Raw genomic sequence first — 14,207 nt, 5'->3', positions numbered from 1 at the left:
CTGTGCTGCAGTTTCCCCAGGGACGGCACGAGGAGGTGCCGCCCAACGACAATCCGGCGCGACACGCGCCATGGGAGGAGACCACAATGAAACACGCCCTTCTCGGCGCGGCCTTTGCCGTTGCCGCAGCCACCGCCAGCTTTGCCGAAGACTACATGATCATGGCCCCCGCCTCGCCCGGCGGCGGCTGGGATTCGACCGCCCGCACGATTCAAGAGGTCATGGTCGCCGAAGGCATCTCGGGCAATGTCCAGGTCACAAACGTCCCCGGCGCGGGCGGCACCGTGGGCCTTGCGCAGTTCGTCGCCTCCGCGAACGGTGACCCGAAGCAGCTGATCGTCGGCGGCTACGTCATGGTCGGCGCGATCCTGACCAACGCCTCGCCCGTGTCGCTGGCTGACGTGACCCCCATCGCCCGCCTGACCGGTGAGGCCGTGGCCATCGTCGTCCCCGCCGCCTCCGAGATCCAGACGATCCAGGACCTGGTCGAGAAGATGAAGGCCGACCCCGGCTCCGTTTCCTGGGCCGGTGGCTCGGCGGGCGGCGTCGACCACATCACCGTGGGCCTTCTCGCCAAGGCTGCGGGCGTCGACCCGACCAAGATCAACTACGTCGCCTTCTCGGGCGGCGGCGAGGCGCTGGCCGCGATCCTCGGCAACCAGGTGACCGCCGGTATCTCCGGCGTGGGCGAATTCCTGCCCCAGGTCGAAGCCGGCACGCTCCGCATCCTCGCCGTCTCGACGGCCGAGAAATGGCCGGGCACCGATGCGCCGACGCTGATGGAATCGGGCTACGACGTGAACGTGCAGAACTGGCGGATGATCGCCGCCGCTCCTGGCCTCAGCGACGAACAGAAGGCCGCCGTCACCGCCGACATCGACAAGCTGGTGAACTCGGCCGGCTGGAAGTCGGCGCTGGAGACCAAGGGCTGGGCCAACACCTACCTGTCGGGCGCCGACTTCGACGCGCAGCTTGCCAAGGAGATCGAGGCGACCACCGCGATCCTCAAGGACATCGGTCTGGTGAAATGACCGGACAACCCGGAACCGGACGCCGCCCCGATGGGGCGGCGTTTGTCATCGCAGGCCTGCTTGCCGCCTTCGGCGCAGTGCTCCTTTGGGATGCCGGCCGCCTGCCGCAGGACGGCGGCTATGCCGGGGTCGGCCCGGCCGGCATGCCGAAACTCGTCGGCTGGGGCCTGATCGGCCTTGCCGCCCTGACCGCGCTCTCCGGCTTGAAGCGCAAGCTGGCCGACGTTCCCCGGCAGAACCCCGTGCCGCTCCTCTGGATCGGCGGCGGCGTCGCACTGCAGATCGCGCTTCTGCATGTGATCGGCTTTGTCCTGGCGACCGCCCTTCTCTTTACCGCCACCGCGCGCGGTTTCGGCGAACGCCGCCTGCCCCTCGCCTTTGCGGCCGGACTGGCGCTCTCCTTTGCGGTCTACGGCGTCTTCGACGGGCTTCTGCAGCTGAACCTGCCCGGCGGGCCCCTTGAAACCCTGATCTTCGGAGGCTGAGCCGATGACCACCTTCGACTTCCTCCTCCAGGGCCTCGGGACCGCGATGGACCCGATGATTCTTCTCTACGCGCTGATCGGCGTGACGCTGGGCACCGCCGTCGGCGTCCTGCCCGGCATCGGCCCCGCGCTAACCGTGGCGCTGCTTCTCCCCGTGACCTACGGCCTTGACCCTGCAGGCTCGCTGATCATGTTCGCGGGCATCTATTACGGGGGCATGTATGGCGGCTCGACGACCTCGATCCTCCTGAACACACCAGGGGAAAGCGCCTCCATCGTCACCGCGCTGGAAGGCAACCGCATGGCCAAGGCAGGCAGGGGCGGCCCCGCGCTCGCCACCGCCGCCATCGGCTCGTTCGTGGCGGGCCTGCTGGCAACCCTCGCGCTGGCCTTCCTCGCCCCCCACATCGTCAAACTCGCCCTTGTCTTCGGCCCGCGAGAATACTTCGCGCTGATGGTCCTCGCCTTCGTCACCGTCTCCGCCGCCTTCGGCGATTCGGCCCTCAAGGGCCTCACCTCGCTCTTCATCGGCCTCGGCCTTGCCACCATCGGCATCGACGGTCTGACCGGCCAGGCCCGCATGTCCTTCGGCGTGCCCCAGCTTCTGGACGGGATCGAGGTCACCACCCTAGCCGTCGCCCTTTTCGCACTGGGCGAGGCGCTTTACGTCGCCGCCCAGACCAACGGCCTCGGCGACCGGGTCGAGGCGATCAAGGGCTCCGTCCGCATGACGCGTGAGGACTGGCGCCGGTCCTGGCCCGCCTGGCTGCGCGGGTCCGCCATCGGCTTCCCGATCGGCGCGATGCCTGCCGGGGGCGCCGACATCGCCAGCTTCCTAAGCTACGGCACCGAAAAGAAGATGTCGAAACACCCGCAGGAGTTCGGCCACGGCGCCATCGAAGGCGTCGCGGGCCCCGAGGCTGCGAACAACGCCGCCGCCGCAGGGACACTGGTGCCGCTCCTGACCCTCGGCCTGCCGACCACCGCCACCGCCGCCATCATCCTCGCCGCCTTCCAGCAGTTCGGCCTGCAACCCGGACCGCTCCTCTTCGCCACCGCCCCCGACCTCGTCTGGGGCCTGATCGCAAGCCTTTTGATCGCGAACCTGATGCTCCTGGTGCTGAACCTGCCGCTCATCCGCTTCTGGGTCATGCTCCTCCGCATCCCGCGGCACTGGCTCTATGCCGGCATCCTCCTCTTCGCGACCCTCGGCACCATCGGCGTGAACCCTTCGCCGGTCGAGCTTTCCATGCTCCTCCTCTTCGGCTTCCTGGGTTACGGGTTACGCCTCTACGGCTACCCCATCGCGCCCGTCGTGGTGGGCCTGATCCTCGGCCCCATGGCCGAACAGCAGCTTCGCCGGGCGCTCGCCATCGCGCAAGGCGACTGGACGACGCTCGTCTCGACGCCCTTGTCAGCCGCACTCCTCGGCATCGCAGCCCTCGCGCTTATCGTGCCGATGCTGATGCGCCTGCGTGGCAAGGGCCAGGTCCTGGCGCAGATCGCCGGGGACAGTGACTGAATGCGTAGGGTGGGCAACCTGCCCACCCTACCTTGCCGTCACCTTCAACCAGATCCCGTCCTTCGCCCGCACCGTCAGATGCGCGACCGGCACCGGCACGCGGCCCGCCATCGCCTCGAACCGGAACGCCCGCACCAGATGGGCGAGCAACAAGGTTCCCTCCAGCATCGCAAACCCCGCCCCTGGGCAGACCCTCGGCCCGCGAGAAAACGGCAGATACCCCCCCTGTGGCACCTCCCCTGCCCAGCGGTCGGGGTCAAAGTGATCCGGCCTTTCCCACAGCCGCTCATGCCGGTGCAGATGCCAGGGACTGATCACCACCTGAGCCCCCTTCCCCACGGTCCGCCCCCGGAACTCCTCCGCCCGCGCCGTCTCACGCACCATCATGGGCACCGGCGGGTACAGCCTTAACGCCTCGCGGAACGCATCGCGGGTAAACCGCAAGGACCCGACCGTACCGAACTCCGGCCGCAACGCCGCCGCCTCCGCCGCCACCCTCTCCTGAGCCTCCGGATGCGTCGCCAGCAGATACAACGCCCACCCAAGGGCCGAGGCGCTCGTCTCATGCCCGGCCAGGAAAAAGATCGCCACCTGGTCGACCATCTCCGCCGTCCCGAACCGCTCCCCCGTTACCGGGTCCGGCGTCGTCATGATCCGCGTCGCGAGGTCCGGCGGAGCCTCCCCCGCCGCAATCGCCCGCGCCCTGTCCGCCGTCAGCCCCCCGATCAACTCCCGGATCACCCGCGCCGAGCGCTTTGTCGCCCCCCGGTGCAACCTTGGCACCCACGAAGGCAACGGCAGGAACGCCCCCAGGTTCAGGATCGGAGCACTCCGCTGATAGGCCCGAAACTCATGGAACACCGCCTGCGCCACGCGGTCCTCGATCGGGATCGAAAACAGCGTGCGAAAGATCACATCCGCCGCCGCATGGCTTGCCGCCAGCTCGATCTCCACCTCGCCCGGGGCCATCCGCCCCACCGCCGCCTCCGCCGCCGCCCAGATCGCCGGGAAACTGTCCTTCACCCGCCCGCCCTCGAAGGCCGGGTCGATGATCCGCCGCTGCCGCAACCATTCCTCGCCGTTCGTCACGAACACCGACCGCCCCAGCAGCGGCCGCAAGCCTTCCGTCACCCGGTCCGACTTCGGGAAATCCGCAGGCCGCTCATCCAGCACCCGCCGCACGAGGTCCGGGTCGTTGCACAGATAGCTGCGGAAAAACGGCGTCCGGAACTCGGCCATCCAGGCCCGATACAGCCGCGCCGGCTGCGCCGACAGGATGTCCTGCCGGAATGCCCGCAGATGCCCCCACAGCGAAACCTTGTCCGCCCGCGGCACCGGTTTCGGCGGCAGCGTCATGCCACGTCCCGGTAGGGGCTCAAGGGCGTCGTCACCAGGCTGGCCGAGGATTTCCGCCGCCCGAACCGCCGCGCCAGCGTCTTCGGCCCCGCGGTGACGCGGAAGTAATCATACTCCCAGGTGCTGCCCGTCAGGTTGTCGAAGGCGCAAAGGTACTGGAAATGCAGCCGGAAATACTGCCGCCGCAGCGTTTCCCAGGTTTCGGGCTTCAGCGTCTGGGTGAAGGCCGCCGAATAGACCAGTGGCCAGCGCTGCCCTTCCGGGGCGACCCCGCTGACCGCCACCGGATCGCAAAGCGCAAAGCTGCAGCCGTCCCCGGGTGCCGTCACGTCGACCCAGGTCAGCTCCTCCCGCGTCGAGAGATAGGCGAGGTCCCCGCGCAGCCGCCCCGCCTTTGGCAGGAAGGACACCATCGGCACCACCTGCCCCAGGGACAAGAACCCCAGCGCCGGACGGTGCGCCGGCAACCCCTCGCGGATCAGGTCGGCCAGGATCGACACCGCCAGATGCACGCCCGAGGAATGTCCGACCACCAGCACCTCATCCAGGTCCCGCTCCAGCGCGGCGCGGATGCGGGCGCGGAACTCGGCCATCCGGGCCTCGAGGACGGGCGGATACTCTCCCTTCAGCGTGGCGGTGAAGGCATAGTCGTGCATCAGGTAATAGGCATAGACCCGACGATCCAGCGCGCGAAAGCCGCGCAAGACAAGCCACCCCGCCAAAAGCCCCGCGAGGACCGCCACCCCCGCCCCCAGGACCGTCGGCCAAAGCCAGGCCAACACCGCGGCCACCAAGAGGGCCAGCAGAAGGGCAAGCAGGGCCTGCCCGACCAGGAACAGGATCGGATACAGCGCCGCCACCATCGGCCCTTTGCGCAACCGCATCAGCCGCCGCAGCGCTCCCGAGCCGATATAGGCCCAGGCGGTGCGGACCAGCTGCAGATAGGTTGCCGCAATCCCTTGCGCCATCGACCGCTGCACCAGGTCGGACCAGACCAGCACCTCGACCTCGGCCTCGACCGCGCGTCCCTCGATCTCGGCCGTCACCTGCCAGCCATAGGTCTCGCCCGCTCGGGGCCGGATCGCCAGCCGGTAGCCCGACACCGCCGCCTGCGCCGCCCCTTCGGTCCGATAAAGCTCGCGATAGCGGCGCGGCGGAAAGGGGTCATAGCCCGGGATATACAGGACATGGCGCCGGAAGACGCCCGCCTGCTTGCCCTTGTCCTTGCCTGATCCCACACGCATCCCGCCACTCTGCCGCTGTCACCTTAACGGCTGGTAAGCGTCAGGGAAACCACGCTCAGCCCGGCAGGGGCAGGCCCAGGACCTCGTAGGTCTCCAGCATCCAATAGCTGAAATCGGTGAAGGCCCCGGTCACCAGCGCCAGCCCGACCACGATCAGAAGCCCGCCCATCAGCCGCTCGATCAGCTTCATGTGCCGCTTGAGCCTGGTCATCAAGGCCATTGAATGTTCGATGAAAATCGCCGCCAGCAAGAAGGGCAGACCCAACCCCAGCGCATAGACGCCCAGAAGCAGCGTCCCCCGCTCCATGCTGCCCTCTTGCGCCGCCAGCGACAGGATCGCCCCCAGCTGCGGGCCGATGCAGGGTGTCCAGCCAAAGGCAAAGGCAAGGCCCAGAAGGTAAGCACCAAAGGCCGACCCGCCCCGATCGCCCGCATTGACCCGCATCTCCCGGTCCAGGATCGGAATGCGGTAGAGGCCCAGGAAGTGCAGCCCGAAAGCGATGATGACCAGCCCGGAAATCTGCGCCAGCAGCACCTGGTTCTCCAGCACGAAGCTGCCGAAGGCCGAAGCTGTGAACCCCAGGAGAAGGAAGATCGTCGACAGGCCCATGACGAAAAACAGCGCAGGCAGGATCACCCGGTGCCGGTCGACCCCATCCCGCATGTCGCCCATGGATATGCCGCCCATATACGCAAGGTACGGCGGCACGATGGGCAGGACACAAGGGGACAGGAACGACAGCACGCCCGCCACCAGCGCGACCAGCATCGCGGGCAGAAGGGCAGCGTCGATGATCTCGATTCCGAACATGCTTTGACCCAGATAGCGGCTTTCGTGCAGTCCGTCACCGGGTCAGCCCGTCACATGCGCGTGGCAGACCTGTAACCTTGCCCCGCCGCCGCGCCCCGGCTACACCCGGCCCATGCTGGATTGGGACGAGATCGTGGATTGCGAGGGGCTCCTCTGCCCCCTCCCCGTGCTGCGCGCGAGGAAGCGGCTCCTGTCGCTCGCACCCGGCACGGTCCTGTGCGTCCGCACGACCGATGCGATGGCGCTGGTCGACCTGCCCCATTTCTGCACCGAGGCCGGGCACGCCTACCTTGGCAACCGGACCGACGGGGCCGTGACACTCCACCTGATCCGCCGGGCCTGAACGGTCGCTCGTCGTCCGACGTCGTCGCTCCTCGCTGGGGCTGACCCACGACGAGGAGACGAAGTCGAACGAGGAGTTCCCCCGTCAGCGACCCAGCGACCACCAGCCCTTGCGCTTGGGCTTCGCAGGCTCGTCCGGCTCCGGCGCGGGAGCTGCCGCCTCGCCCGGATCGGCCACCACGGTTTCGGCCACCGGGGTCATCCCCGGATCGGGGGCCAGCGCGGGCGCTTCCGGGGCCGCTTCCGCCGCAGGCGCCTTCGCCCGCGACCGACCCTTCGGCTTCGGCGCTTCGGCAACCGGCGCTTCCGCCGCTGGGGCTTCCGCCACAGGGGCCTCAGCCTCAGCCGTCACCGCCTTGGCCCGGCTCGCCCGCTTCTTCGGTGCGGGCTTAGCCTCTGGGACCGGCTCTGCCACAGGAGCTTCAACAACGGCCTCAGCGACCGGAGCCGTCTCCGCCACAGCCTCGACCGCCTCGGCCTTGGCCCCACGCGGCTTGCGGGTCCGCCGCGGCTTTGCCTTCGGCTCCTCGGTTACCGGTTCCGACACGGCCGCGACTTCAGCATCGCCCTCGTCGGCACCTTCGTCCGCGCCCTCTTCGTCCTCGTCACCTTCGGCGGCAGCCTCGCCGCCCTCGGTCACCGCGCCTGCGCCATCACGCTGGCCACCGCGCCGACGCCGACGCCGCCGCCGCTTTTTCCGGCCCGGTTGGCCATCACCCTCGCCCGCCGGGGCAGCCGTCCGCACTTCTCCCGAAGCCTCGGCCTCCTCGACCTCCTCCTCGACGATGTCGTCGACGATATCCTCGTCTTCCTCTTCCTCGACCGGCGCGCCCATCAGCCCGGCATGGCCCGATACCACCGGAGCCTCCGGCACCGCCCGCAACGCCGTCTTGAACTTCTCGATGGAATAGTCGGGCGACACCATCATCGGGTCCGCCTCGATCCGCACGGCCATGCCATAGCGCGCCTCGATCAGCGCCACATGCTCGCGCTTCTGGTTGAAGAGATAGTTCACGATCCCCACCGGCGCCTTCAACAGCACCTCTTTCGACCGCTTCCGCGTCCCCTCTTCCTCCAGCGCGCGCAGCACCGTCAGCGCCATGCTGTCATCGCTGCGAATGAGGCCCGTGCCATGGCAATGCGGGCAGGCCTGGGTCGTCGATTCCAGCATCCCCGGCCGCAGCCGCTGGCGGCTCATCTCCAAGAGGCCAAAGCCCGAGATGCGCCCCACCTGGATCCGCGCCCGATCCGTCTTCAGCTTGTCCTTCAGGCGCTTCTCAACCGTCAGGTTGTTCTTGCGCTCTTCCATGTCGATGAAGTCGATGACGATCAGACCCGCCAGGTCGCGCAACCGCAGCTGCCGCGCGATCTCTTCGGCTGCCTCGACGTTGGTCTTCAGCGCCGTCTCCTCGATCGAGCCTTCCTTGGTCGCCCGGCCCGAGTTCACGTCGATCGCCACCAGCGCTTCGGTGACGCCAATCACGATGTAGCCGCCGGACTTCAGCTGCACCACCGGGTTGAACATGCTGCCCAGATACCCTTCGACCTGGTACTTGGCGAAGAGCGGCATCTGTTCGGTATAGCGGATCACCTGCTTGGCATGGCTCGGCATGATCATCCGCATGAAGTCCTTGGCGGTCCGATACCCCGCCTCGCCCTCGACCAGCACCTCGTCGATCTCGCGGCTGTAGAGGTCCCGGATCGACCGCTTGATCAGGTCGCCTTCCTCGTAGATCTTCGCCGGAGCAATCGATTTCAGCGTCAGCTCGCGGATCTGCTCCCACAGCCGCATCAGGTATTCGTAGTCGCGCTTGATCTCGGGCTTGGTGCGCTTGGCGCCTGCCGTGCGCACGATCAGACCCGCGCCTTCCGGCACCTCCAGCTCGCCCGCGATTTCCTTCAGCTTCTTGCGGTCGACCGCATTGGTGATCTTGCGGGAAATCCCACCGCCCCGCGCCGTGTTCGGCATCAGCACGCAATAGCGGCCCGCGAGCGACAGGTAGGTGGTCAGCGCCGCGCCCTTGTTGCCACGCTCTTCCTTGACGACCTGGACCAGCATGATCTGCCGGACCTTGATGACTTCCTGGATCTTGTAGCGCCGGGCGCGCGGGCGACGCGGGGCCGCGATTTCCTCGGCCACGTCCTCTTCGGCGATGGATTCGATCTCGTCGTCCGTGTCGGACGCATGGTCCACCGCGCGGTAGCGTCCGTTCTCCCCGTTGTCACCCTCACCGTTGTGGTGGTCGTGATCGTGGTGGTCATGCCCGTCGTGGTCGTGGTGCTCGTGGTCGTGCTCGGCAGCCTCGGTCGACGCCTCGACCAGCGACTCCCCGGCCTCGTCCTCGCCCAGGTCGACGACATCCATCCCGGCCGGCCCATCGGCCACCGCATCGTCAGATTTCACCGCCTCGGCCTTGGGTGCGGGGCGCGGGCCCCGGCGGCGCGAGCGGCGGTTATCTTCCTCTTCCTCGGCGCGCGCCATCTGGCGCTCTTCCTCGATCAGCGCCTTACGGTCGGCAACTGGGATCTGGTAGTAGTCCGGGTGGATTTCCGCAAACGCCAGGAACCCGTGCCGGTTCCCGCCGTATTCCACGAACGCCGCCTGCAGCGACGGCTCGACGCGCGTCACCTTGGCAAGGTAGATGTTTCCGGCAAGCTGGCGTTTGTTTACGGTCTCGAAGTCAAACTCTTCGACCTTGTTTCCGTCGACCACGACCACCCGGGTTTCCTCGGGATGGGTGGCATCGATAAGCATTTTCTTGGCCATAGTGTTCCAATGCGCCCCGGGCGCATCAGGCCCCCTGGCGGACCAGAGGACACATCAAACGGTACGGGGCGGCTTGTCTGGGCGCGGGCGGCGGGCATATGCACGGCTCTCCTGCCCAGGGGGCAGAGCAGTCCGATGCGCAAAGTACCTACACGCCTCATCGCGGTTACAATTGAAGGGCCTTTCGGGCCCTCCACCTAATATAGCCAGCAAATCCAAAGACTTGCGGGCAATGTGCACGACCTTGCGGCCGATCCGGCTCCCCACACGGGACGCAAGACCTGCATCCGGCAGCTGGGGGAGAGAATTCTTCGGGCAGTCAGACTGCCTCTGGTCGACCCTAGGGGGAAGCCGGGGCAAGGGCAATGGCGAAATTGCAGGCGTCGGTCACGGCTCAGCGCCAGGCAGCATCGGTGCAGGTCCACTCCGGCTCCGCCGCACCCACGCCGCACAGGGATCGTGCGACCGCCTCGGGCTCCAGCGCGTCGTTCCAGACCGTCGTCCAGTTGCCCGGCGCCAGCGGGATGGCAAGGGCCGGCTTGACCAGCACCAGGTCCAGATAATCGGGGTCCAGTGCGCGAAGATCGACCCGCCCTTCCCCTTTGGCCACCGGCGCCATCGCCATGCGCAGCAGCACGTCCTCGTCAAGGCCAAGCCCCTCTTCCAGCGGCATCGGCCTGCTTTTGTACCAGGTCGGGGTCGACAGGATCAGATAGTCGATCTCCTGCGCCACCTCGGCGCGCTCGGCCTCGGACAAGGTCCGCCGCTGCAGGACACCGCCTGCGCCGGTAGTCCACTGTTCCAGCCGCTCCTCGGCCAGGATCAGGGGCGCGCCCATATCGCGCCCCCCAAGTTCCGCAAGGGGCAGGGCCGTGACGCCCTCCGCCCCACGCCCCTGCAGGACCGCGGAACAAGGGCCTTGCTCGCAGGTCCAGTCCTCGGCGATCAGCAAGGGCGTCCGGTCGGCCATGCGCGGCAGGTCACCCAGCACTTCGCCGCTCTCCATCCACCACAGCTGCACCCGCTGCCAGGCCAGGCTGACCAGCGGCACGCCAATTGCCAGCACCGCGACCAGCACCAGCCCGCGAAAGCCCACCCGGCGCCAGCGGGGTACGACGATCATCACCAGAAGGACAATCCCGATCAGCCCATACAGCGCCAGCGAGATCAGAAACGCCGCGATCCCGTCATAGCAGCCACCCGAAGTGCATTCGGCCATCAAGGGCCCGGGCAGCACCGCCAGGACCAGCGCAGCCAGAAGCCCCATCCGTCGCGCCATGCCGCACCTCTCCGCCTCACCTGGCGGCAGATAGGCACGCAAGCCCGGCGGCGGCAAGTGCGGCTTCCCGACCCTCCTCGTTCGACTGCGTCTCCTCGTCGGTGCGTTCAGCGAGGAGCGACGAAGTCGACGACGAGCGGCCCCTCAGAGCAAGGACACGGTCAACAGATCCTGAACGCCCGCAGCCAAGCCGTTGTTTTCACGGGACCGACGCCGCCTGTCCACCGTGGACACCCAAGGCGTCAGACATAGTCCCCGCGCGTCAGCCCGTACTTCGCCATCTTTTCGTTCAGCGTCCGGCGTGGCAGGCACAGCTCCTCCATCACCGCCACGATCGACCCCTTGTGCCGCCGCATGGTGTTGTCGATCAGCATCCGCTCGAAGGCCTCGACATAGTCCTTCAAGGGCTTGCCTTCCGTGGTCAGCGCAGGGCCCGAGGCCTCGTTCTCCGCCATCAGCAGCGACGCAATCGACCCCGACCCCCGCCGGTTCTGCAGCACCGCCCGCTCGGCAATGTTGACCAGCTGCCGCACATTCCCCGGCCAGGGCGCCTGCAAGAGCTGGGCCGCCTCCTGCGCGGTAACCTGCGGCGCGTCGCAGCCGTATTCCTCGGCGAATTGTTCCGACAGCCGGGTGAACAGCTGCAGGATATCCTCGCCCCGCGTCCGAAGGGGCGGCAACAGGATCGTCATTGCCCCCAGCCGGTAGAACAGGTCCGGCCGCAGCGACTGCTCCAGCGTGGTGTCGGGCGCGTGGCTGTTGCAGATCGCGATGATCCGGGTTTCCGGCGGCACCCCCTGATCGTTGATGAAGGTCAGAAGCCGCGCCTGCAAGGCGCCGGGCATCGCCTCGACATCCTCCAGGCACAGCGTCCCACCCCGCGCTTCCTCGACCAAGGGCAGCGTTCCATCCTCGCCCGGCCCGAACAGCCGCGCGGCCAGCTTGTCCTCGCTCCACGCCGCGCAGGAGATCGCCACGAACTTCTTCGACGCCCGCGGCCCCACCGCATGCAGCGCATGCGCGACCAGAGTCTTCCCCGTCCCCGTCTCACCGTCGATCAGCACGTGAGAATCCGCCTGGCCAAGGTCCAGGATATCCTCGCGCAACCGCTCCATCGCCGGGCTGGAGCCGATCAGCTTCTTCATGATGGTGGAGCCATCCGACAGCTCCTTGCGAAGCGCCCGGTTGTCCAGCGTCATCCGTCGCGCCTGGGTCGCCTTCTTCGCCAGTTCCGTCATCCGGTCCGGGTTGAACGGCTTTTCCAGGAAATCGAAGGCCCCCACCCGCATCGCCTCGACCGCCATCGGCACGTCGCCGTGGCCGGTGATCATGATGACCGGCAAGCCACTATCCTGCCCCATCAGGCGCTTGAGGAAGGACATCCCGTCCATCCCCGGCATCTTGATGTCGCTGACCACGACGCCCTGGAAATCCGGCCCGATCACCTTCAGCGCATCCTCGGCGCTGGCATAGGTTTCGGTGTCGAACCCCGACAGGGCCAGCCACTGGCTGATCGACTGGCGCATGTCCGCCTCGTCATCGACAATCGCCACTTTCATTGCGCGGGCCATGGGGACCTCTTCATTCTGCTGCTTCCACTTTGCTGCCCAGGATCGGCAATTGCATTTCGAACACGGCCCCGCCGCCTTCGCCATTCCGCGCGGTCAGGCGACCGCCCAGGTCGGTGACGATGCCACTGGAGATCGCCAGACCCAGCCCGACGCCTTCTCCGGGCTTCTTCGTCGTGTAGAAAGGCTCGAACAGGTTCTCCAGATCGGTGATCCCCGAGCCATTGTCGCGCACCGTCAGCGTCGCGGTCTCGCCCGCCGACAACAGGATGTCGATCTGCGGGTCCTTGGTGTCCTTCGTCGCGTCCAGCGCGTTGCGCAGCAGGTTGATGATCACCTGTTCCAGCCGCAGCCGGTCGGCCATCACCATCACCGCCTGCCGGGGCATCCCCCGACTGATCTTGACCACCCGCGCCTTAAGCTGCGGCTCCATCATCGCCAGCGCCGAGGAGACACAGGCCCGAAGATCAACCTCTTCAAAGGCCTCGCCGCCCTTCCTCGCGTAGGACTTCAACTGCCGCGTGATCGCGCCCATCCGCTCAATCAGATCGTCCACGCGCTGGAAGGACGACAACGCCTCGTCCAGCCGCTTCCTTTGCAACAACAGCCGCGCCCCCGCGAGGTAGGTCTTCATCGCCGCCAGCGGCTGGTTCAGCTCATGGCTGACGGCCGCCGACATCTCACCCAAAGCCGCCAGCTTGGACGACTGCGCCAGCGTCAGTTCCGCGACCTCCAGGTCCTTCTTCACCTTCTCGCGTTCCGCAATCGCCCGCTGCAGCCGCGCATTCAAGAGCCGCAGTTCCGCCGATTCCCGCTGATAGGACAGCGACCGCGACCAGGCGCGCCGGGACAGAAGGTAGAAGGTGAAAGCCATCAGGATGGCAAAGCCCATGATCTCCAGCGCCAGGATCCCGTTCACCTGGTCGCGCACTGACCGATAGGCGGTGAAGGTCGCGATCTTCCAGCCGCGGAAGGGCACCCGCGCCTCGGTCCGCATCACCGCCTCGCCGCGCACATAGGCGTCGGGCGGGTCCTGCGTCCATTCCGCTGTTGCCTGCAAGGCCCGTGCGATCGCCGAGGGCGGATCGCGCAACGCCAACGCCTCGCTGGCCGGCAGGCCCCGCCAGCGCGGCTCGGTCGCCAGCATCACCGTGCCTTCGGTGTCGGTCACCATGATCGCGTCCTGCAGGCCCGCCCAGGCGCGTTCGTATTTCATCAGGTCGACCGAGACGAGGATCACCCCCAGCGTCGTCGCCCCATCGATCACCTTGCGCGAATACAGGAAGTCGAAGCCGCCGGTATCGCGCCGGACCGCAGAGAAAATCGTGTCCTTCGACCGCTGCGCCTCGACAAAATAGGTCGAATTGCGGTGGCTGGTGCCCAGAAGGTTGCGGTTCGTCGCCCCCACCACCCGGCCATCCGCATCAACCAGCCGGATCGAGGCCACACCCAGTTCCGCCTGCAGCTTGATCAGCTTGGCCGAGGTGCCGGAAAAGTTCCCGCTTTCCAGGGCCGACACCAGGTCCGGGTCGCTGGCAAGAAGCAGCGGCACGACCGAGGTTCGCTGTAATTCGGCCATCAGGTTGCCGGTGTACAGCGCCAGCCGCACCTCGGCCCGGCTGCGCGTGTCGGCCGTGTAGCGGTCGGTCAACAGCCGGTTCGATACCAGCACCACCACCACCGCCAGGATCACCAGCAGCACGACCACCAGCTTGGCACGCCAAGGCAGGCCCGGCGGCGTGGCGGAAATCGTGCTGGGATCGGTTGCGGTCATGCGGGCAGAGTAGGCCCCGCCAGATGCA

General features: G+C 67.3%; 11 protein-coding genes. 4 read left to right on the top strand and 7 right to left on the bottom strand.

Annotated elements, in window-relative coordinates; all coding sequences use genetic code 11:
* The first annotated feature begins 86 nt into the window (after positions 1-86).
* From AC2EAL_RS19685 to AC2EAL_RS19675, 3 genes are read left to right on the top strand one after another with little or no spacing between them, the layout of a single operon-like run.
* A complete protein-coding gene (locus tag AC2EAL_RS19685; protein ID WP_484725936.1) occupies positions 87-1,031 on the top strand; it encodes a Bug family tripartite tricarboxylate transporter substrate binding protein in 945 nt (314 codons plus the stop codon).
* Positions 1,028-1,516, top strand: coding sequence for a tripartite tricarboxylate transporter TctB family protein (locus tag AC2EAL_RS19680; RefSeq protein ID WP_484725935.1), 489 nt, complete (start codon positions 1,028-1,030; stop codon positions 1,514-1,516). The genes AC2EAL_RS19685 and AC2EAL_RS19680 overlap by 4 nt, the downstream gene beginning before the upstream one ends.
* 4 nt (positions 1,517-1,520) lie before the next feature.
* Positions 1,521-3,038 (top strand): tripartite tricarboxylate transporter permease, encoded by a 1,518-nt coding sequence (locus AC2EAL_RS19675; protein WP_484725934.1) that lies wholly within the window; start codon positions 1,521-1,523, stop codon positions 3,036-3,038.
* 27 nt (positions 3,039-3,065) lie between these two features.
* Here the strand turns inward: AC2EAL_RS19675 and AC2EAL_RS19670 are convergent, their stop codons facing one another.
* From AC2EAL_RS19670 to AC2EAL_RS19660, 3 genes are read right to left on the bottom strand one after another with little or no spacing between them, the layout of a single operon-like run.
* Positions 3,066-4,394 (bottom strand): cytochrome P450, encoded by a 1,329-nt coding sequence (locus AC2EAL_RS19670; RefSeq protein WP_484725933.1) that lies wholly within the window; start codon positions 4,392-4,394, stop codon positions 3,066-3,068.
* Positions 4,391-5,638: a hypothetical protein gene (locus AC2EAL_RS19665; RefSeq protein WP_484725932.1), complete on the bottom strand. Its 1,248-nt coding sequence runs from the start codon at positions 5,636-5,638 to the stop codon at positions 4,391-4,393. Before AC2EAL_RS19665 ends, AC2EAL_RS19670 begins: the two co-directional genes overlap by 4 nt.
* Positions 5,639-5,693: 55 nt before the next feature.
* Positions 5,694-6,449: a cytochrome c biogenesis CcdA family protein gene (locus AC2EAL_RS19660; RefSeq protein ID WP_484725931.1), complete on the bottom strand. Its 756-nt coding sequence runs from the start codon at positions 6,447-6,449 to the stop codon at positions 5,694-5,696.
* Between the two features lie 115 nt (positions 6,450-6,564).
* Between AC2EAL_RS19660 and AC2EAL_RS19655 the strand changes: the two genes are divergently transcribed.
* The gene (locus tag AC2EAL_RS19655) at positions 6,565-6,792 is read left to right on the top strand and encodes a sulfurtransferase TusA family protein (RefSeq protein ID WP_484725996.1); all 228 of its coding nucleotides are present in this window, start codon (positions 6,565-6,567) and stop codon (positions 6,790-6,792) included.
* A gap of 84 nt (positions 6,793-6,876) precedes the next feature.
* Here AC2EAL_RS19655 and AC2EAL_RS19650 read toward each other — a convergent pair whose 3' ends face one another.
* From AC2EAL_RS19650 to AC2EAL_RS19635, 4 genes are all read right to left on the bottom strand, one after another.
* Complete coding sequence (locus AC2EAL_RS19650) at positions 6,877-9,558, bottom strand: Rne/Rng family ribonuclease (RefSeq protein WP_484725930.1); 2,682 nt, start codon at positions 9,556-9,558, stop codon at positions 6,877-6,879.
* 394 nt (positions 9,559-9,952) lie between these two features.
* Entirely contained in the window at positions 9,953-10,837 is an 885-nt protein-coding gene (locus tag AC2EAL_RS19645; RefSeq protein WP_484725929.1) for a hypothetical protein, read from the bottom strand.
* Positions 10,838-11,079: 242 nt separating this feature from the next.
* Positions 11,080-12,408, bottom strand: coding sequence for a sigma-54-dependent transcriptional regulator (locus AC2EAL_RS19640; protein WP_484725928.1), 1,329 nt, complete (start codon positions 12,406-12,408; stop codon positions 11,080-11,082).
* A gap of 10 nt (positions 12,409-12,418) precedes the next feature.
* Entirely contained in the window at positions 12,419-14,179 is a 1,761-nt protein-coding gene (locus AC2EAL_RS19635; RefSeq protein WP_484725927.1) for a sensor histidine kinase, read from the bottom strand.
* Positions 14,180-14,207: the final 28 nt, after the last annotated feature.

The organism is Tabrizicola sp. T74, from assembly GCF_057219935.1.
Note: the sequence above shows the minus strand (reverse complement) of the source record. Positions and strands in the feature narration are given on the sequence as shown.

Coding starts and splice junctions, on each gene's coding strand:
- AC2EAL_RS19685 (WP_484725936.1), top strand. CDS start 87: ATGAAACACGCCCTTCTCGGCGCGGCCTTTGCCGTTGCCGCAGCCACC.
- AC2EAL_RS19680 (WP_484725935.1), top strand. CDS start 1,028: ATGACCGGACAACCCGGAACCGGACGCCGCCCCGATGGGGCGGCGTTT.
- AC2EAL_RS19675 (WP_484725934.1), top strand. CDS start 1,521: ATGACCACCTTCGACTTCCTCCTCCAGGGCCTCGGGACCGCGATGGAC.
- AC2EAL_RS19670 (WP_484725933.1), bottom strand. CDS start 4,394: ATGACGCTGCCGCCGAAACCGGTGCCGCGGGCGGACAAGGTTTCGCTG.
- AC2EAL_RS19665 (WP_484725932.1), bottom strand. CDS start 5,638: ATGCGTGTGGGATCAGGCAAGGACAAGGGCAAGCAGGCGGGCGTCTTC.
- AC2EAL_RS19660 (WP_484725931.1), bottom strand. CDS start 6,449: ATGTTCGGAATCGAGATCATCGACGCTGCCCTTCTGCCCGCGATGCTG.
- AC2EAL_RS19650 (WP_484725930.1), bottom strand. CDS start 9,558: ATGGCCAAGAAAATGCTTATCGATGCCACCCATCCCGAGGAAACCCGG.
- AC2EAL_RS19645 (WP_484725929.1), bottom strand. CDS start 10,837: ATGGCGCGACGGATGGGGCTTCTGGCTGCGCTGGTCCTGGCGGTGCTG.
- AC2EAL_RS19640 (WP_484725928.1), bottom strand. CDS start 12,408: ATGGCCCGCGCAATGAAAGTGGCGATTGTCGATGACGAGGCGGACATG.
- AC2EAL_RS19635 (WP_484725927.1), bottom strand. CDS start 14,179: ATGACCGCAACCGATCCCAGCACGATTTCCGCCACGCCGCCGGGCCTG.